Consider the following 18,887-nt stretch of genomic DNA (forward strand, 5'->3'; position numbering starts at 1 on the left):
TCACCCTCTCTCAAAATATTTATACGTTTTCCATTTTATAATGCCAATCATACAGATGAGGGCAATAAAACCACTACTCGACATGTCTAACATCGTTCTTCCCATTTCCTCTATACGTGCTAATTGACCAATCCCTGCCACATTGTACGACAACCAACTTACTGGAAACACATTCAATAGATACAAACTCATGCTAGCTAGAAATGACCATGTCACTCGATTGGTTACAATAAATAACAAGAATACTAACGTCAGCATGCTACATAATTCTAGTATTTTAATAAGGATAACATATGTCAGTAAATGCCAATCGATCATCAAAATTTTATCAAAAGATATACCTACAAGTAACAAAATGGCGACTGACAATACAACATAGACAACTGCTACTAATAGTATATGACCTAAAACAGTTGTTCCCCATATGGATTTCTTTCGTATACGTATAAACAATGCCATATTTCTTGGATGACACCATGACTGCAAAAATATACTGAACATATAAATCGGTGTTCCGATATAAATCATTTGTTCCAACCATGTCATGACATGTATAGAACCTAGGGGTAATCCGTAAAAGAAACGTATTACATACTCATTCAATGTTTCCTCACTAAATATTGCCTTTGTCACTGCTAAAATAACTAAACTTGCACACCAAACCAGCACTAATCTAGGTATCCAGAAAATACGAGTGTAATAATAGAACAATCCCTTTTTTAACTTTTTAGGATATGCTGGTGTCCAGTGCCAAAACTGTACAATGCAAAAAATTTGCAAGAGACTTAGTATGACTATCGCTATAAGTGTCCACCAAAGCGGGTAATCCCCAGAATAGTTATGATGTAACACAATATAACGATTGATTGTGATGAAAGGTATCTTTTCGACCCAGGGCACTTTGATAGATAATATCATAAGGATGTATAAAAATACGATACAAAAATAAGTAGCTTTTCTTGAGAAAAAGTGTGCCATAGTTACAAATGTACAGCCAATGAAACTGTAACCCGTGACTAAAAATAACACGGTATAAAGAATACCTTGTAACGGGCTACTAAATGTACCCATATAGTACTGCATCATATCTGCATCCAGCGAGCTATGCCAGTCATTTCTCATAGGCAATCCAATTGAGACCACTAGTGAAATCATACCAATAATCCCTACAAATACAGTAGAAAACAGCGTGATTGTTACCCATCTCATAAACATAAAACGATAAAACTTTTTCATACGGATTAATTCAAACATACGTGGCATTGTATATAATTTTGATACGCACAGGAAGAAAACCGGCGTCATAATAAAAATTATGATATAGTGATTCGTCATGAGATGAAGAACAAACAAACTGAAATTTCCTTCGTAAGTTTTGCGGTCTGCTACTGCAGTCAATGCGAAAATGATCACTACAAGCAAAAGAGATTTCGTCATTACTAATTTCAAATGCTGCTGAATGAGCATTTTCATATGTTCACCTACAATTCATAAATGCGTGCATTTACTATTTTTCGTTTGTACACAAGATATCCGAGAATAACTAATAAAAGCAAAACAGGTCCCGTGACAAAACTGGTCCATGAAATAGCTTCTACCCACACAAGTGACGGTTCAAAAGCCGTAACCAAACGGTACTTCTCAAGTCCAAAAACAGACCAACAAAAATTCTCTAGTAATACATAAACAAAAGGTCCTGTTAAAATAACAAATAAGTTTTGGCTATATAAACTAAATACAAACCCTAGTGTTGCAACCAATGCACCTATAATGCCTTTCCATAAACTTAATACAAGACCATATAGGAAAGGCTGCTCCAAAAATTGCTCTCCATAAATATGAGTTTGTACAATTTTTCCCATCAACTCACCTGTTTCAGGATTAACCAATGACAATTGGACCGTAATGGGTGGGACAACATATAATGCAACAAGTACACTTATCATCGAAACGCAGAAAACAACTAAGTATCCGCTTCCTGCACTTACGATCCATTTCGAAAATACATAGTTCTTTTTATTCACACGTGGTAGCGTATAGTTAATAAATCCATTTTTGCGCTCAAAATACATAAGCCAACCTGTGGGAATGACTGCAAGCAACGGGAAAATTAGATTAAAGATCTCAAAACCCACCTCATACACTTCCAGTTGTGCTTCTAATGCATAATTTTTGTAAATAATTAATGTACAGATTATAGCGGCTAGCATAGCAAGTACGGCTGTGAAACCGACTGCCACTCTTACTTTCCGCCATTCATTCCTAATTAATCGCTTCAAGCTTTATTCCTCCTTCCTGCCCTCACTATAACGAAGCCGTTTACTGGCTACAATGGTTATAGAACAAAGAAAGGTTTTACGGGAATGAAAATATTTTCATTCCCGTAAAACCTTCGTTTATTCCTGAAAACGTAAACCAATTGTGACATAGTTTCCTGTCCTCTGCTCATTTTTCAAAAGAATATGAGCCTTATATTGTTTGGCAATTTGTTGGACATTGTGCAACCCAAAACCTCGCATGCCTTTTTTCGTTGAAAATCCAATATCGAACATCTTTAGGAAATGATCGTTTGAAATATAAGGTGATGGATTGCTTACTTGTAACATATATTGATTTTCTTCTTGCTTAAGCGTGACATATACAGTGTCTCCACTTTGACTAGCATCAAAGGCATTATCAAGTAAAATGCCGAGCACCTCAATTAAATCCACGTCTTCACAAGCCATTTCATGAAGCGAGATGGAATTATCTATCACTACCTGAATCCCCATTTGTTCGGCTCTTTTTACTTTTGTATATAAAAAACCAGCAACAATTTTATGATCCATCGTTAACAGTTGTTGTTGATGAGAAAGCATTTTTACATTTCCAGTGTAACGAGTAATTTCATGCTTTGCCTCTTCTAACGTATTAGCCGTTTCAAGAATACTTGAAATAGCCAACATTTTATTAGAAAATTCATGCTGTCTCGCACGAACCTCTAGTACTAGCTCGTCAATAATCGGTAAATATTTTTCTGTAGCTAAGATTCGGGCTTTCAACGCGTGTTGTTTCTTTTGTTCAAAAAATAACCACGTTAGTAATAAAAAGACAAAGATCGATCCTAACAGCATAAGCCAGCTACCCAATTGAGTAATTTCTGTTGTTTGGAACAGATACATACCCAAAAAGGAAAAAAAGATTATACTCATGAATAGCTGTTGCATCAATGTCATTTGTTCGAATTCTGTATAGGCAAAATGTCTGCGAATGAAGAAAACAAGACCTAGTACCACAGCTAAGCAAATCAAATGATTCCAATCGATTTCTAGCGGTAAAAGCATCGTCAACAAGACTGCTTGCATTCGGACCATCATCCAGACCATTAAACTGAGCATTGTCATCAAAAGAATGGTTAAGTGACTACGCTTAAATAGATAACTATTCGCTACGAGTGTAAGAAAACAAAAACCAATCAGACCAGGTACATATTGCACAGGTAAAACTCCAAGCCCCTTAAGCGTCATGATTAACCCTCGCTCATCGGTATCACTTAGCAAACAAAATAATGAAATGATGCTCACCCAGAATACGTGTGCCCATTTAAATTTGATGGGTTCACGGAAAAACAAACAGGTAATAAGCCAAAGAGCCAGAATATCTGATAGAATGCTCATACTATTTCCTCCTATAAGATATACTGACGATATTTTAAGCCAATTGGAATAAGGGTATCTACGCCTCGTAAACGGATTGTTTGCCCCACTTTATCTATTTGTTCTACCATGTCTTGATTGATAATAAAGCTTTTATGTACTTGCACAAACCGATCATCTAGTAATTCCATGCTAGCCTTTAATGAATAACTTGAGATCATTTCATTCAGTAAGATTCCATCACGTTTTATATGTAAACAAATTTTCTTACCAAAAGATTCGATATAAAACAAATCTTTTAATAGGTACTCAAAAATGAATCCTTTCTGTTCAATACGGATCTTTCCCTCATCCATCTCAAAGTGTGACAAATACTGCAAGACATCTTGGATCACCTTTTGGCATTCTAACTGAGTAAACGGCTTCACTAAATAATAAAAACATTTAAGCTCTCGGTATGCATACAATTCTTCCGTTAAAACAGCCGTTTCAAAAACAATAGGAGTATACATATAAGCGGGCATGGTGCGTAACTGTTTGACTAAGTCCGTTCCCTTGTAATCAACTAGCTGAATATCCACAATAAAGAAATCTATTTTAATATCTTGTGCCAAATTCATAGCTTTTGCCGCACTGTCTGTAAGGTAAACATTAAATACTTGTGGTAACGTTTCTAATGCATTTTGTAAAAACTTTTGGATAGCTTGATCATCTTCAACAATTAATACATTCATTACAAACACCCCTCTAATGTGATAAGTGCTGTATGTCAAAAAAACGAAAACGAGTCAGCAAGAAAGCGAAAGCTAGGGTCTTGTCGACTCATTCGTATTTACTAATGAATAAGTCCAGCATCGCCATCTCCACTTTACTCGTATCATTCATCTTATTTAGAACGCATCGCTTGATTCACGACAACCATCACTTCAGTCCGAGACATTTTCTCCCGACCTTCTTTCAGCGCATCCAATGTACCGTGCGCCAAAGCAAGCGGAATCTTACAGAAGTTCAGGATCGTTTTCGTCTCGATGTCCTGAATATATTCATCCGCTAACGCCAAGTTCTCTTCTGCAAAACTGAACATTTCATCCAGTTTCCAACCGTCCGGGAAGAAATTCACATCACGCTCCGCGTCTTCTTTATAGTTACGCAGGATATTGACAGACTGTAAGCCTCGTCCAAAGCCAATTGCCAAATCCCTGTCTGTTTCGGTTCCATCGTACCAACGCCAAATATCCGTCAACATGACACCTACCAATCCGGCAACGTAGTATGTATAATCGTCTAAGTCTTCGCGCGTATGGATCACCCAATCTTTTTCTGCCCACTTCGCCATGCCTCTGCCCATAATCGCAGTCGATTCAAGTACTTTATCGGTGACCGTGTCAGGGCAAAATTCCACCCAATCAGCAAGGCGCAATGTCACTTCCGGCAATTGCGATTGATAAGGAGCAAATAGCTTGTCCAGCGCTTCCGCAATGGGTGCGCCTGTTGCGATTTTATTTTCCAGTAGTTCGCTGACTTTGTTCAGTAACGTTACGACATCCGCAACATCCATTTGTTCATGATCTTCAATTTCATCGATGGCCCGCATGCACAAATAAGCGGATGCTACAGCTTCTCTTACTTCAGGTTCAAGTAGTTTAATTGGAATAAAAAATGTGCGGCTTGTTTCTTTCAATACTTTCATCGCATCTTTTTGTAGTTTTGTATCAGTTTTCACTTTGGGATCCCTCCATCAATAATCATGGCTGTCAAAAAATATTTTCAATTAAATATGATTCCTTCATTATATCATTCATTGTAACATTAAGATGTTTATAATGGATTGTCAAAATCCAAACAAAAAGCCGGATGCGCCCTTCAGCATCCAGCCTTTATGACGATATCATTCTGCAGATGGTTTCTCCATCGAGACAATGCTAGTTTACATAATATTATTATGCGCAAAAAAATGCTTACATAATAACAACGTAAGCATTTTCTTCACTTTCTAACTATCCAGTTACTTCTTATAGAAAAAAGGACGTCCAATAACTTCTACTAAAGAAGGAGCAAGAGCATATAGTTTACTGGTCAGACCCATAACTTTAGGTAAGTTTACTTCTCGCCTCGGTTCACGAATCGTCTGTATGACAGCACGCACTACCGTATCGATGGAGAGCAGTTGGGACCCCATAGCTTGCTTATACTTTCCTGTTTGATCCGCTAATTCGATAAACGGTGTATCTATCGGTCCAGGATGAATGACTGATACATCCAAATGATACGGAGCCACTTCCATTCTTAATGCATTCGTATAGCCAATGAGGGCATGTTTCGTCGCCGCATAGACCGATGTTTTGGGTGTTGCGACTTTCCCCGCCTGCGAACCGATGAACAGCAAATGTCCGCTTTTTCGTTCCATCATAGCATGCAGCAAACGTTTCGTCAGCTGCATCGGAACAAGCACGTTCGTTTCAAGCATTTCTGCCATCTCTTCGTCGGATGCTTCATGAGCGAAATTAAATCTGCCAACTCCTGCTGAATAAACGATTACATCCGGCACTTCGCCTATACGTGACACGAGCCAGTCCAGTTGTTTGGCATCCCGCAAATCAGCACAAAAACCTTCCACCCCTACTTGCTGCAGTTCTTGCAGCGCTTTCGCATTGCGACCAGTAGCCATTACGCGCATCCCTTTTACCGATGCCAGTCGCCTGGCCAGTTCAAAACCGACCCCGCTCGTTGCACCGGTAATTAAGATGGATTTAACAGCTGGCATATTGATGAACTCCCGACTCATCTGCCGTTTCCCTAATCAATTCCTTGGAAATCAAATAATCAAGCTGACCAATCGTTTCGGACAATGTTAATCCAAGCTCTTTTTCATACACTGCCGGAAACAAGCGTTTGGTCACTTCAAAAACGGTCTGTGGCTGTTCACGCAGCATGCCGAGCACTTTCATCGCCCGATCATTCTGCTTCTCCAAGCGTTCCTTGATAAGCGAATGTGCGTTATGGACTTCTCCGGCATGCCCTCCATAAACAATGTTGACGGGCAAATCGAGTAAACGTTCAAGTGATGCGTTATATTGAAGCAACGCCCGAGGCCGGTCTTCTTCTTTTCTAAAAGGTGGTTCGATCAGCGGATTGGACGAAACCTTTTCCAATAAAAGATCGCCACCGATTAAGATTCCCTCTTGTTCATTCCAAAGCGATAAATGACTCTGTGCATGACCTAATGATTCTTGCACTTTCCAGCCCGGATGGCCCGGCAAATCATCCCCTTCATTCACCATCCGATCGACAGGACGATTACCCATCAAATCGACAGAGCGACGAAATCTTTTTATCCATTTAGAATATTCTTCAGGCACGCCTTCTTCATGAAGAGAATTTTCATAAAATCGATCATGTCGATCCAGAAAATCTTGATCGCGCGTCAGCCAATAATTGAGATAGGGATGGCCGAGTACTTCTGCACGATCGAATGCTTCAATCCACCCGCAGTGATCGGGATGATGATGGGTAACGAAAACTTGTTCTATGTCCTTGAATGAGTAACCGATTTCTCGTAATCTATGTTGCAGTGCTTCGTATGCCTCTGGTGTCTTCGTCCCTGCATCGACTAATGTCAGTGTATCGCCTTTTAGTAAGAAACAATTCACATCTCCGACTGCAAATGGAGTAGGTGTTATAATCTTTTCTATCATAAAAAAGTTCCCCCTTGAAATGAATGACTGTTCAGTACATTGTACTCTTTATTTTCCTATGCGTCACGTATCCATTCTCGTTATTTTTGAAATATTTACATGTAGATGAAACCAAATCGTTTATTCTTCGTATGGTATACTACAAGAAATAGCGGTATTTGCAATATGCTGTCTAAATGGAGGGGTTTCAATGGGGATTTTCAACTTTTTCAAAAACCAATTTATTGAAGTAATCGAATGGCAGGATCAAGATGCCAATACACTAGTTTATCAGTTTCCAGTTCACAATAATGAAATCAAAATGGGCGCAGAACTGACAGTCCGGGAATCACAAGTCGCAATTATGGTGAATGAAGGTGAAATTGCGGACGTATTCACTCCTGGCAGACATATTCTCTATACACAAAACATGCCGATCCTGACGAAGTTAAAGTCTTGGAAATATGGCTTTGATTCACCTTTTAAAGCAGAAGTGTACTTTATCAATACGAAGCAATTTATTAACCAGAAATGGGGTACGTCCAATCCGATTATGATGCGTGACCCGGATTTCGGTATGATCCGTCTTCGCGGCTATGGAATTTATTCATATCGGGTATCTGAGCCAGTTGTGTTCTTACGCGAATTATTCGGTACGAACAGCTCCTATGATACGAATTCTGTTGAAGGTCAGTTGAAGAAAATGATTATTTCCGGGCTATCCGACTTATTTGCAGAGTCCCAAATACCGGCACTCGATTTAGCGATGCATTACGATGAACTAAGCGAACAAGGCAAGCAAAAGATGATGCCGCGTTTCTCTTCATTCGGATTTGACATCACGTCCCTTTATATTGAAAACCTTTCACTTCCTAAAGAGGTCGAACAGGCGATGGATAAACGGACGACAATGGGCGTCCTTGGCGATATGCAGCAATACCAGCAGTATCAGGCGGCAGAAGCAATTCGGGATGTAGCAAAGAACGATTCCAGCGGTTTGGCGGGGGCAGGTATGGGAATGGGCGCAGGTGTTTCAATGGGTCAGGTTATGGCAAATGCGATGGCACCGAATACTCAACCCACACAAACCACTGCCCCTGCAACGAAATCCTGCCCACATTGTCAAGCTACCATTAATGCAGATGCAAAATTTTGCGGTCAATGCGGGAAATCTGTTGAAACTGAAAAAGTCTCATGCGTCAAATGTGAAGCGCAGATTCCGAAAAATGCAAAGTTTTGCAATGAATGCGGTTCCGCGCAAATTACCGAAAAGATCTGTCCAGCGTGCTCACATGCGAACCTACCAAACGCGAAATTTTGCGCTGAGTGCGGTGAGACATTGGACGCGAAGTGAGGGATGAATGTTGACTTCATTAGATGAACAATCATCCACAATCGTTGAAGAAACAGAGAATATCAAGTGTCCTTCTTGCGGTAGTAATACAAAGTTCGATCCAGAGACAGGAGGGTTGAAATGCCCTTCATGCAGTCATGAGATGGCGATTGAAGCTACGACTAAGCACAATGTCGAGCTGGACTTTAATGCAGCCGGCGACAGTCTTTATCACTTATGGCAAGAAGATAAGCGAGTCTTTTCCTGTGATAGCTGTGGTGCTGAGTCTGTTCTCGATGCAAATGCCATAGCAGACTTCTGTTCATTTTGCGGATCATCGCATATTGCGGTAACTGAAAAAGATGCGGGCATCCAACCAGGGCTCATGATCCCTTTCCACATTTCCAAAGATGAAGCACATGCCAAATTCAAGGAATGGATCAAAGGACATTTCTTTGCACCTTCAAAACTGAAAGTGTCCTATCGTCTTCAAAAAATTTCAGGAGCCTATCTACCCTACTGGACATATGATAGCGAGACCAGTTCCCGTTATGTTGTACGTGTAGGAAATTATTATTACGTTACAGAGACGCGTACCGTTTATGAGGATGGCAAGGCAAAACAAGTGACGGAGCAAGTGCGTAAAATCCGCTGGCATCGGGAGAGCGGGAATTATCGAAAATTTTTCGATGATGTGCTCATAAAAGCCTCTACTAGAGTAGAACCTAAATTACTGCAAAAAGTGCAGCCTTTCCAAATGGCCAGCTTAACGGATTACAAAGTAGAATATATGTCTGGATTTTTGGCGGAACGCTACTCTGTCTCCCTGCAACAAGGATTCACGGAAGCACAGGATTATATGAAACAGCGGATCATCAATGGAATCGAAGGAAGCATTGCGGGTGATATTGTCGAGGTCGTGAATGTCTCGACCGATTACTCGGATATTACATATAAACATGTCTTGCTGCCATTATGGATTTCATCGTTTCAATTCAATCAAAAGGTCTATCAATTTATAGTGAATGGGCAAACAGGTAAAGTATCAGGAAACTATCCTATTAGTATTTTAAAGGTAGTTCTAGTATCGATCAGTGTCTTAGTTGTTTTATTCATCGTCTATCTGTTTATTGACAGCTGACGGCCCATCCGACCTCTGTTTGACATTTCGTTAGGTGCATGACATAATTCAGTGAAAATAAAAACGTACGAGCAGTAAGGATGGATAGAAATGGAGAAAATTTTATTTGTAGGCGCCGGTTCGATGGCGGAAGCAATTATTGCGGGAATCGTGGAACAGGACGTACTCCCCGGCAAACAAATCTATGTAATGAATCGTTCCGATGCGAATAGGCTATGTGATTTGGAATCTCGTTACGGCATCACGAAAGTATGCGAAGATCGCTCGTTCATGGAAGAAATCGACTTGGTTGTTTTGGCAACGAAACCAAAAGATATTCAGCAAGTCATGGCTGATATACATCCGTTCCTAGCCGACAGCACAGCAATTCTTTCAGTCATTGCGGGAACCTCGATTGACACATTTGAACAAGGTCTTGGTAAACGCCCCATCGCCCGTTCAATGCCGAATACTTCCGCAACGATCGGAAAATCGGCTAGCGGCATCGCATTCAATGACGAAGTTTCTATTGAAATGAAGCAGTCGATCCTTAGCCTGCTCGGTGCGATCGGCATCGTCAAAGTGGTGGAGGAAGATGATCTACATGTGGTGACGGCTCTTTCCGGCAGCGGTCCCGCTTATATTTATTACTTAGTCGAGGCATTGGAAGAAGCTGCTGTTGCAAGAGGTTTGGAAGCTCATGATGCCCGTGAACTAATCGTACAAACACTTGAAGGTGCTGCGGCTATGCTGAAAACAACCGGCGAAGAACCTAGTACGTTACGCACGAATGTTACGAGTCCAGGCGGCACGACAGCTGCCGGATTGCGAGCACTGGAAGATCGTCAATTCAAATCGGTGATTGCAGATTGCATCAACAGCGCGGAGGCAAGATCACGCGAGTTAGGTGCATTAACCTAATAGAAAAACAAGCATCCATCCCCTAAGGCGGGCATGGATGCTTATTTTTTTGTCAGGCAAGTCAACTGGCCGTTCTTCCATTGAAAACGCATGAAATCTTCTGCGATGGACAACTGCGGAAACACCGCTTCGCCTTCAGCAAAAAATGCGGCCATTTCACCTGGCATAAAGCGAGCACTAATATGATTGACAATCAAATTTTTGACATGTGCTTCTTTTGCAATTTGAGCTGCATCGACGATCGTTGAATGACCGTATTCCCGAGCACCTTTTGCATATTCCTTTGTAAATGTGGCCTCATGAATGAGAATGTCTGCATTTCGGGCAAGTTCGATGGATGATTGACAATAGGATGTGTCTCCAATCACGGTAATGATAAAGCCATTTTTCCGTTCCGACGTCACGTCTCGGCTGAACACTGTCTTGCCGTTGTCCAGTTCGATATCCTGACCTTCTTTCAAGCGCTGCAACAACGGACCTTTTGGAACCCCTTGTTCAATGGCTCGGTCAATCAATAACGTGCCCGGCAAATCTTTCTGCTCGATCCGATACCCGTAGCTTTTTACGACGTGCTGGACTTCCATTGCATACACTTTAAATTGATCGCTTTCAAAAATCAGTCCATCTGCTACTTCATGGATGTTTAGCTCGTAAGGCAGATGAGTGCCGGTGATTTGATAGGTGTGCTGGAGCCATTCTTTTAACCCAGCCGGACCGTATAAATCGACCGAGGCTTCACCACCTAAAAATGCGCGTGAGCTGAGAAATCCTGGTAAACCAAAAATATGGTCGCCATGCAAATGGGTAATGAAAATTTTCGTGATTTTCCTTGGCTTGATTGCGCTGTAAAGCATTTGGTGCTGGGTTGCCTCACCACAGTCGAATAGCCAGTTTTCTCTATTTTCATCTGTAAGGTCCAGAACAAGTGAGGAAGTGTTTCGCTGTTTGGAAGGCATTCCGGCTCCTGTGCCTAAAAATTCAATATCCATTTAGTCAGGCTCCTTTCTATTTATTTGTCCAACCTTTTTTAATGACTCCCTCTCCGAAGCGGTCGGTTAGGCTGGATACAAGTTGATCCATTTGGTATTCCTTTTCTTGCTGTTCGAAGTTATCGAAGGTTAGTTGCTCGACCATCTCATTTCGTTCGATGAGATTGCCGACAGTGACACCCAGAAGGCGGATAGGTTCATTGTTCCAATGTCTACGAAATAACTCCAAAGCGATTTTTGTAATGTCTTCAGCTAGATAGACAGGCTGATGAATGGTTCGGCTTCTCGTGGTGTTTTGCCAGTCCGCATAGCGGATTTGGATTGAGATGGTGACGCCTGCCAGTGATTTAACAGCTAGCCGGGTCGCCACTTTGGCTGCCAGTCTTTCGAATATAGGAATGCAGTCCTCCATTTCCGTGAGGTCTACGGGTAATGTAGTGGAGCTCCCAATACTTTTGCGTTCATCCGCACGTTCCGGATCGACCGGTCGTGTATCGACTCCATTTGCACATTGCTGCAGGCGCATACCATTCTTTCCTAGAAGTGCTTCTATTTTTAATTTTTCAGCGACCGCAAGTTCCCCGATTGTATGGATACCTGCACTATGCAACTTTTCTTCAGTTCGCTTTCCAATGCCATGCATTTTGAGGACAGGCAACGGCCACAGTTTTCTTGCTACTTCACGCTTCCGCAAAATGGTTATACCCATTGGTTTTTTCATGTCGGAAGCTGTTTTCGCCAAAAATTTATTGGGTGCAATACCGATTGAGCACGGCAAGTCAAGTTCCTGAAAAATACGCATCTGTATTTCGCGGGCGAGTTCATAAGCATGTGTTAAGCCGCCGATTTCTGTCGTATCGATGTACGCCTCGTCAATGGAAACGGGTTCTACCCATTCTGTATAACTACGCAGCACTTCAAAGACAGAATCGGACATTTGGCGATACAGTTCATGGCGCGGCGGTACGATATGTAAATTAGGACAGAGTCGCTTGGCTTCACCTATCGTCATTGTAGTATAGACACCAAAAGCCCTCGCTTCATACGAACACGTCACTAAAATCCCTCTTCGCTCCTTTGGATTACCTGCCACCGCAAGGGGAATTCCCTTTAATGCCGGATTGGCAGCCTGTTCCACCGAAGCAAAAAAGCTATTCATATCAAGATGCATGATGACTCGTGGATTTGCTGCTATCAGATCCGTCATATGTACACCTTACTTTCACTGAATTCTCTCCCTATAGTATATCAAACATCCAAAGAAATGAAAAAAGGCAAGCCAAATTTAGCTTGCCGCTTTTTCTTAATATGTCGACATTCTATTCATGTGATATTCAATCAATCCGTTTCCGACGATTGGCGCTGTTCGTTCACATATGCAGATATTTCATCCATACCTGCAAGAGAACTGGCCAATAAATTAGGGGCGATGACGGTAATCACACGATTTTCCAAGTTCGCGACTGTCGTAAAGTAAGGAGTTTTGGAATAAGCTTTGAGTGCCGTTGAAGTCAACTTTTCTTCAGGCAGATCCAATATCTCTTTCGCATCCAGCACGAGTAGTCCCACTTCCAGCTGATCAGTAGCCAGCACAACGACATGAGATTCTTCATCTCGTGCAGTTGGCTTGTGATAAAGAATTTGACTGAAATCTAAAATAGGCACCAATTCCCCGCGCGACTTCATCAGACCCAGTAAATAATCGGGTAAATGAGGAATAGGTGTGATGTATTCAAGTTTTTCGATAGAGACGACCGATTCTACTGGCAGTGCGTATTCTTCATTGCCAGTTCGCACAATAACAGTTTGCATAGCTGCACCTTCTTTCATACAGGAGAAGTAAGTTCTTAGTAGTTTTGTTATTCAGCAGTCGTAGCCGCTTGCTCGACAATCTCAAGCAATAATTCCGTCAGCAAATTCAGTTCTTCGATTGGCATGCGCTCATTTTTCGTATGGATCTCTTCATATCCTACAGATAACGTCACTGTCGGAACACCCATTCCGTTAAACACATTGCCATCACTTCCGCCGCCGCTCGTCATGATGTTCGGCTCCCGGCCAATTTTTCGGATCGCCTTCATTGCGACTTGTACGACTGGTTCCTGTTCAGTTAAATTAAAGCCCGGATACATCAGCTCTGTCTTCGTTTCCGCCTGTCCGCCTAACGAGCTGGCAGTCGTTGCAAACTTTTCTGTCATGGAATCAATTTGCTTTTGCATTTTTTCAGGATTAATCGAGCGAACTTCCGAAAGAATGAATGCTTCTTCGCAGACAATATTCGTTGCTTGTCCGCCTTCAAATCGTCCGATATTCGCTGTCGTCTCTTGATCGATTCGTCCAAGTTTCATCCCCGCAATGGATTTAGCCGCAAGTGAAATTGCAGAGATTCCTTTTTCCGGAGCTACGCCTGCATGCGCGGTTTTGCCGTAAATTGTTGTCCATAGTTTTGATTGGTAAGGAGCTGCGGTAACAATTCCGCCAACCTTCCCGTCACTATCAATTGCAAAGCCGTATTTTGCTTTTAATGCGTCGGGATTCATTTCTTTTGCGCCGACCAATCCGCTTTCTTCGCCTGCCGTAATAATGAACTGAATATCGCCATGCGGTTTGTTTTGTTCTTGAAGAACTTTCGCCATTTCAAGAAGTGCTGCAATCCCGGCTTTATCATCTGCACCTAAAATCGTTGTGCCGTCACTGTAGACGTATCCATCATCCTTAACTACCGGCTGGATCTGCTGGCCCGGTACGACCGTATCCATATGACAAGTGAAATAAATCGGGTCTGCTTCAGGAATAGAGCCTTTCAAATTGGCAATTAAATTTCCTGCGCCATGACCAGTTTTTTCACTTGTATCATCTTCCGTCACTTCAAAACCGAGCGCTTCCAACTTCTTCGTCAGGACATCCGCAATTTGTCGTTCATTTTTCGTCTCTGAATCAATTTTCACTAATTCCAAAAATTCATCTAGTAATCGTTGTTTGTTCAAAAGAAAGACTCCCTTATCTTTATTCAGCAAAAGACTCACACCTCTATAGCTGTTGAGATGAATGCTGGTATATTTCCTGTTCAGTGGGTGTCCAAACACCCGCTGAACAAAGATTATACCTCCACAGATTTTGAATTGGGCTTGCACAATTCAAAATCTGGAAGCAATTACGCTAAGGCGTGATTGATTTATAGAGGTATATTGCCGTGCTTTTTCTTCGGACGGTCTTCTGTTTTATTGCGCATCATTTCCAATGCTTGCAATAATTTAATACGTGTTTCACGAGGATCGATGACATCATCAATCATACCATGTGAAGCTGCTACATATGGATTGGCGAACTTTTCACGGTATTCCTCAATTTTCGCTGTACGAGTTGCTTCCGGATCTTCACTTTTCGCAATATCACGCGCAAAAATGATATTTGCCGCACCTTCTGCTCCCATAACCGCTACTTCAGCATTTGGCCAAGCATAGACAACATCTGCACCGATGGACTTGGAGTTCAGTGCGACATAGGCACCGCCAAATGCTTTACGCAAAATCAATGTGATTTTCGGCACGGTTGCTTCAGAATATGCGTAAAGAATCTTCGCTCCGTGACGGATAATCCCCCCATGTTCCTGTTTGATGCCCGGGAAGAAGCCTGTCACATCTTCAAACGTGATCAACGGAATATTGAATGAATCACATGTGCGAATAAAACGTGCGATTTTATCGGAAGAATCGATATCCAGCCCCCCAGCCATGACTTTCGGCTGATTACAAATGAAGCCAACTGTTTCACCTTTCATACGTGCATACCCAACGACCGCATTTTTTGCGAATTCCGGTTGAATTTCAAAGAACGTACCTTCATCCACTACCTGCTCAAGTACTTTACGCACGTCATATGGACGGATCGTCTCGTAAGGTACAACGTCCGCTAAATTCTCGCGGTAATCATCCTGCTCTTCATATGGCTGAACCGGTGTTTTTTCATTATTATTTTGCGGCAGATAGGACAGTAAATCACGCACCTTATTCAGTACGACTTCCTCGTTTTCACCACGCAAGTGTGCATTCCCACTAATTGTGTTATGCACTTTCGCGCCGCCAAGACCTTCTGAAGTAATTTTCTCACCTGTAACGGTTTCAATAACTTTCGGTCCTGTGATAAACATCTGGCTCGTTTGATCTGTCATAATGACGAAATCCGTAATAGCAGGCGAATAAACTGCGCCACCTGCACAAGGCCCTAAAATAACAGAGATTTGTGGAATCACGCCGGAATAAATCGAGTTCCGATAGAAAATCTCTCCATATCCATCAAGAGATAATACGCCTTCTTGGATTCGCGCACCACCCGAATCATTTAATCCAATGAACGGTGCACCATTCTTAGCTGCCAAATCCATCACATTCGCTATTTTCATTGCATGCATTTCTCCAAGAGCTCCACCGAACACTGTGAAATCTTGTGAGAACAAGTAAATTGGACGGCCGTGGATTTTTGCATATCCTGTTACCACTCCATCCCCAGGCCCTACTTGCTTGTCCATGCCAAAATCACGTGTACGATGGACTACGAATGGGTTTAATTCCACGAAAGATCCTTCATCCACCAATAGCTCAATTCGTTCACGAGCAGTCAGCTTGCCTTTTTCATGTTGCTTAATGATTCGCTCGTCCCCGCCGCCCAGCTCAATTTCCCGCTTTTTGTCATATAGCTCATTAATTTTATCGTAAATATCCATCCCTTACTCCCCCTTAGTCTTTTCACATAATTCATACAGCACACCATAAGATGATTTCGGATGCAAAAACGCAACTTTCGCTCCGCCAGCACCAGGTTTCGGTTCATCTTGCAGCAGCTGAACCCCTTTTTCATGTAATTCTTTCATTCTAGTGCGAATGTCAGAGACGCCAAATGCAATATGATGTACTCCTTCACCGCGCTTAGCTATAAATTTAGCGATTGGACTGCTTTCCGTCATGGGCTCAAGCAATTCGATTTTCACATTATGCGCATCGATAAAAGCCACTTTGACACCTTGGCTCGCCACTTCTTCAATCGCCATGACTTCCAATCCGAGTGTATGTATGTAGTAGTCCATTGATTCTTCTATATTCTTAACCGCAATCCCGATATGATCTACCTTATTCATAGGACATCTCTCCCCTTGGCAACTTGTAATTGATTCTTTCTATAGAACAGTCATTCTAGTTGTGAAAATCCATGATTCTGTTAAAATAGAGCTAAACCTATTTCAACGTGTAAGGAGTCTTGTTGCGTGAGTAATAAAAAAATTCAAAAAGTAGTTGTCTATATTATGGTGGCGGCTATGGTTGCTTCCACTCTAGTCATGGGCCTCAGTATGTTACTTTAAGCTATAGTGACAGTTCGCAAGTATACACATGCGAACTGTTTTTATTTTGCGTTCAGCTGCTGGACCTCCAGCGTTTGTCGAGGCGGAACAGCGCATTCCGCTTTTGTTTCATCCTGCTCCATGCGCTAGCCTCTCGGATCGCTTCAGTCCAACTTCAAAAGGCAAAAAGACGCCTTTTGCTGTCGGACCTCCAGCGTCTGTAGAAGCTAAACAGCGCATTCCGCTTTTGTTAGAGTTCTTCACAATACTCTTCGAACTGACTTTGCAAGTTCACGACGACGGACATTGGATCGTGACCTTCAATTTCGAAACGACCTACTTCAGAGACGAGTTTTCCGTCCTTCAATAGTGCGAATGAAGGTGAGGATGGAATATGGTCTTCACCAAAGTGCATACGTGCTTGAGCTGTCGCTTCTTTGTCTTGCCCTGCAAATACGGTTACCAAATGGTCCGGGCGCTTATCATAATGAACCGCATGTGCAGCTGCCGGGCGTGCAATTCCGCCGGCACAGCCGCAAACTGAATTCACCATAACGAGAGTAGTTCCTGGACGATTGAATGCTTCCTCCACTTGTTCAGGTGTTTGCAATTGCTCATAGCCGCTCGCTTCCATCTCAGATCTCGCTTGGCTTGTAATATCATTCATGTAAAAATCAAAGTTCATCGTCATTTTACAATATCTCCCTTCTTGTTACGTATAATTGTGATAGCCGTAACCGTTAAACAACGATTGGCCATCCTCTTCAATCATAGCATATTAGACTAGAAATCAAGAAGTAATCAAGAAGAAAACAATCGATCGATTGCACCGGATACAGTGACTGTACCTTCCAATAATTCTTCTTCCAACCCTTTAACTTGAGTTTTCCGACCTTGTTCCGCAAAAAACGAATCAATCAAATGATCTTTTATCATCGAGTGGAACCAATCTCTTGTTTGAAGTTGGCGTCTAGTTTGCCAATAATCCGTATCGATCATTTCTTGTTGAAACTGCAGAATGGTCTCCCACACTTCCTTCAAACCAGTTCGCTCAATGGAAGAAACTGCCTGGGCAGTGGACGTCCAGCCAGGAGAAGCCGGCTGTAACATGTGTAAAATACGATTGTATTCTCTGACAGTCTTCTTCACAAGCGGCTTATTGCCTCCATCGTTTTTATGGACAACGATGCCATCTGTCAGCTCCATAATCCCTTTTTTCATCCCTTGAAGTTCATCTCCTGCGCCTGTTAACACCAGGAGCAGGAAATAATCGACCATGCCTCGAACGAGCGTTTCACCCTGCCCAACGCCTACCGTTTCAATCAAGATGACATCATAACCCGCAGCTTCACAAAGCAGCATCGTTTCACGTGTTTTCTTATGCACCCCGCCAAGTGTACCAGCGGAAGGAGAAGGCCGAATAAATGCATTTTGATGACGTGCCAGCTCCTCCATACGGGTTTTATCACCTAATATGCTACCGCCGGTCAACGTCGAACTAGGATCAACCGCGAGCACTGCGACTTTATAGCCCATATCGGCAAGCATCAAACCAAAGGCTTCGATAAATGTACTTTTACCTGCACCGGGAACTCCTGTAATGCCAATTCGAATACAATTACCAGTCTTCGGTAACAGTTTTGTCAAAATATCTTGTCCTAATCGCTTATCACTCTGTTTTGTACTTTCCAACAATGTAATTCCCTTGGCCAAATGCAAGCGTGAACCATTTTCAATTTCCGTGCGTAAAGAATCAAGGTTTGTATCGGTGGGATCTTTCTTAACAAAGCGTTTACGTGAAGAGGCAACAAACCCATCATGTGTCGATTCTATTCCGCGCATCACATGCATTGCTGAATCATCTCGTCCGTTTTGCCTGT

19 protein-coding genes are annotated in these 18,887 nt (G+C 42.2%); 4 read left to right on the top strand and 15 right to left on the bottom strand.

What is annotated here, in order from left to right; genetic code table 11:
* From H7J92_RS00360 to H7J92_RS00390, 7 genes are all read right to left on the bottom strand, one after another.
* Entirely contained in the window at positions 1–1,473 is a 1,473-nt protein-coding gene (locus tag H7J92_RS00360; protein WP_221834982.1) for a hypothetical protein, read from the bottom strand.
* Positions 1,474–1,481: 8 nt separating this feature from the next.
* Entirely contained in the window at positions 1,482–2,279 is a 798-nt protein-coding gene (locus H7J92_RS00365) for an ABC transporter permease (protein WP_040758107.1), read from the bottom strand.
* A 117-nt stretch (positions 2,280–2,396) separates the two neighbouring features.
* Positions 2,397–3,656 (bottom strand): sensor histidine kinase, encoded by a 1,260-nt coding sequence (locus H7J92_RS00370; protein WP_078816600.1) that lies wholly within the window; start codon positions 3,654–3,656, stop codon positions 2,397–2,399.
* Between the two features lie 11 nt (positions 3,657–3,667).
* Entirely contained in the window at positions 3,668–4,369 is a 702-nt protein-coding gene (locus H7J92_RS00375) for a LytR/AlgR family response regulator transcription factor (protein ID WP_009496742.1), read from the bottom strand.
* Between the two features lie 152 nt (positions 4,370–4,521).
* Entirely contained in the window at positions 4,522–5,358 is an 837-nt protein-coding gene (locus H7J92_RS00380) for a squalene/phytoene synthase family protein (protein WP_009496744.1), read from the bottom strand.
* A 282-nt stretch (positions 5,359–5,640) separates the two neighbouring features.
* On the bottom strand, positions 5,641–6,399 hold the full coding sequence (locus tag H7J92_RS00385) for an SDR family NAD(P)-dependent oxidoreductase (protein ID WP_221834983.1): 759 nt from the start codon (positions 6,397–6,399) through the stop codon (positions 5,641–5,643).
* On the bottom strand, positions 6,386–7,330 hold the full coding sequence (locus H7J92_RS00390; RefSeq protein ID WP_221834985.1) for an MBL fold metallo-hydrolase: 945 nt from the start codon (positions 7,328–7,330) through the stop codon (positions 6,386–6,388). The genes H7J92_RS00385 and H7J92_RS00390 overlap by 14 nt, the downstream gene beginning before the upstream one ends.
* A gap of 190 nt (positions 7,331–7,520) precedes the next feature.
* On the opposite strand from H7J92_RS00390, the gene H7J92_RS00395 reads away from it, so the two are divergent.
* The 3 genes from H7J92_RS00395 to proC all read left to right on the top strand — a co-directional run bounded on the left by H7J92_RS00395 (position 7,521) and on the right by proC (position 10,683).
* On the top strand, positions 7,521–8,663 hold the full coding sequence (locus H7J92_RS00395; RefSeq protein ID WP_009496750.1) for an SPFH domain-containing protein: 1,143 nt from the start codon (positions 7,521–7,523) through the stop codon (positions 8,661–8,663).
* A gap of 7 nt (positions 8,664–8,670) precedes the next feature.
* Positions 8,671–9,783, top strand: coding sequence for a TFIIB-type zinc ribbon-containing protein (locus H7J92_RS00400; RefSeq protein ID WP_221834987.1), 1,113 nt, complete (start codon positions 8,671–8,673; stop codon positions 9,781–9,783).
* Positions 9,784–9,873: 90 nt separating this feature from the next.
* The gene (proC, locus tag H7J92_RS00405; protein WP_009496758.1) at positions 9,874–10,683 is read left to right on the top strand and encodes a pyrroline-5-carboxylate reductase; all 810 of its coding nucleotides are present in this window, start codon (positions 9,874–9,876) and stop codon (positions 10,681–10,683) included.
* Between the two features lie 41 nt (positions 10,684–10,724).
* On the opposite strand, the gene rnz is transcribed toward proC, so the two are convergent.
* From rnz to mce, 6 genes are all read right to left on the bottom strand, one after another.
* Positions 10,725–11,672, bottom strand: a complete 948-nt coding sequence (rnz, locus tag H7J92_RS00410) for a ribonuclease Z (protein ID WP_221834988.1) — start codon at positions 11,670–11,672, stop codon at positions 10,725–10,727.
* Between the two features lie 16 nt (positions 11,673–11,688).
* A complete protein-coding gene (locus H7J92_RS00415; RefSeq protein WP_221834989.1) occupies positions 11,689–12,879 on the bottom strand; it encodes a DNA polymerase IV in 1,191 nt (396 codons plus the stop codon).
* A gap of 131 nt (positions 12,880–13,010) precedes the next feature.
* Positions 13,011–13,484 carry a chemotaxis protein CheW gene (locus H7J92_RS00420; RefSeq protein ID WP_245799411.1) on the bottom strand — a complete coding sequence of 158 codons (474 nt, stop codon included), beginning with the start codon at positions 13,482–13,484 and terminating at the stop codon, positions 13,011–13,013.
* 47 nt (positions 13,485–13,531) lie between these two features.
* Positions 13,532–14,659 carry a M20/M25/M40 family metallo-hydrolase gene (locus H7J92_RS00425; RefSeq protein WP_221834990.1) on the bottom strand — a complete coding sequence of 376 codons (1,128 nt, stop codon included), beginning with the start codon at positions 14,657–14,659 and terminating at the stop codon, positions 13,532–13,534.
* Positions 14,660–14,847: 188 nt separating this feature from the next.
* Positions 14,848–16,395: an acyl-CoA carboxylase subunit beta gene (locus tag H7J92_RS00430; protein ID WP_009496765.1), complete on the bottom strand. Its 1,548-nt coding sequence runs from the start codon at positions 16,393–16,395 to the stop codon at positions 14,848–14,850.
* Between the two features lie 3 nt (positions 16,396–16,398).
* Positions 16,399–16,806, bottom strand: a complete 408-nt coding sequence (gene mce, locus H7J92_RS00435) for a methylmalonyl-CoA epimerase (protein ID WP_009496766.1) — start codon at positions 16,804–16,806, stop codon at positions 16,399–16,401.
* A 126-nt stretch (positions 16,807–16,932) separates the two neighbouring features.
* Here mce and prli42 point away from each other — a divergent pair, with 126 nt between their 5' ends.
* Positions 16,933–17,028, top strand: coding sequence for a stressosome-associated protein Prli42 (gene prli42, locus H7J92_RS17580; RefSeq protein WP_150103610.1), 96 nt, complete (start codon positions 16,933–16,935; stop codon positions 17,026–17,028).
* 229 nt (positions 17,029–17,257) lie between these two features.
* Here the strand turns inward: prli42 and H7J92_RS00445 are convergent, their stop codons facing one another.
* Positions 17,258–17,698, bottom strand: coding sequence for a BrxA/BrxB family bacilliredoxin (locus H7J92_RS00445; RefSeq protein WP_009496767.1), 441 nt, complete (start codon positions 17,696–17,698; stop codon positions 17,258–17,260).
* Positions 17,699–17,808: 110 nt separating this feature from the next.
* Positions 17,809–18,858: a methylmalonyl Co-A mutase-associated GTPase MeaB gene (gene meaB / locus H7J92_RS00450; protein ID WP_009496768.1), complete on the bottom strand. Its 1,050-nt coding sequence runs from the start codon at positions 18,856–18,858 to the stop codon at positions 17,809–17,811.
* Between the last annotated feature and the right edge of the window lie 29 nt (positions 18,859–18,887).

The organism is Sporosarcina aquimarina, from assembly GCF_019748715.1.
Taxonomy (GTDB): Bacteria; Bacillota; Bacilli; order Bacillales_A; family Planococcaceae; genus Sporosarcina; species Sporosarcina newyorkensis.

Coding starts and splice junctions, on each gene's coding strand:
- H7J92_RS00360 (WP_221834982.1), bottom strand. CDS start 1,473: ATGAAAATGCTCATTCAGCAGCATTTGAAATTAGTAATGACGAAATCT.
- H7J92_RS00370 (WP_078816600.1), bottom strand. CDS start 3,656: ATGAGCATTCTATCAGATATTCTGGCTCTTTGGCTTATTACCTGTTTG.
- H7J92_RS00375 (WP_009496742.1), bottom strand. CDS start 4,369: ATGAATGTATTAATTGTTGAAGATGATCAAGCTATCCAAAAGTTTTTA.
- H7J92_RS00385 (WP_221834983.1), bottom strand. CDS start 6,399: ATGCCAGCTGTTAAATCCATCTTAATTACCGGTGCAACGAGCGGGGTC.
- H7J92_RS00390 (WP_221834985.1), bottom strand. CDS start 7,330: ATGATAGAAAAGATTATAACACCTACTCCATTTGCAGTCGGAGATGTG.
- H7J92_RS00395 (WP_009496750.1), top strand. CDS start 7,521: ATGGGGATTTTCAACTTTTTCAAAAACCAATTTATTGAAGTAATCGAA.
- H7J92_RS00400 (WP_221834987.1), top strand. CDS start 8,671: ATGTTGACTTCATTAGATGAACAATCATCCACAATCGTTGAAGAAACA.
- proC (WP_009496758.1), top strand. CDS start 9,874: ATGGAGAAAATTTTATTTGTAGGCGCCGGTTCGATGGCGGAAGCAATT.
- rnz (WP_221834988.1), bottom strand. CDS start 11,672: ATGGATATTGAATTTTTAGGCACAGGAGCCGGAATGCCTTCCAAACAG.
- H7J92_RS00415 (WP_221834989.1), bottom strand. CDS start 12,879: ATGACGGATCTGATAGCAGCAAATCCACGAGTCATCATGCATCTTGAT.
- H7J92_RS00420 (WP_245799411.1), bottom strand. CDS start 13,484: ATGCAAACTGTTATTGTGCGAACTGGCAATGAAGAATACGCACTGCCA.
- H7J92_RS00430 (WP_009496765.1), bottom strand. CDS start 16,395: ATGGATATTTACGATAAAATTAATGAGCTATATGACAAAAAGCGGGAA.
- mce (WP_009496766.1), bottom strand. CDS start 16,806: ATGAATAAGGTAGATCATATCGGGATTGCGGTTAAGAATATAGAAGAA.
- H7J92_RS00445 (WP_009496767.1), bottom strand. CDS start 17,698: ATGACGATGAACTTTGATTTTTACATGAATGATATTACAAGCCAAGCG.
- meaB (WP_009496768.1), bottom strand. CDS start 18,858: ATGCATGTGATGCGCGGAATAGAATCGACACATGATGGGTTTGTTGCC.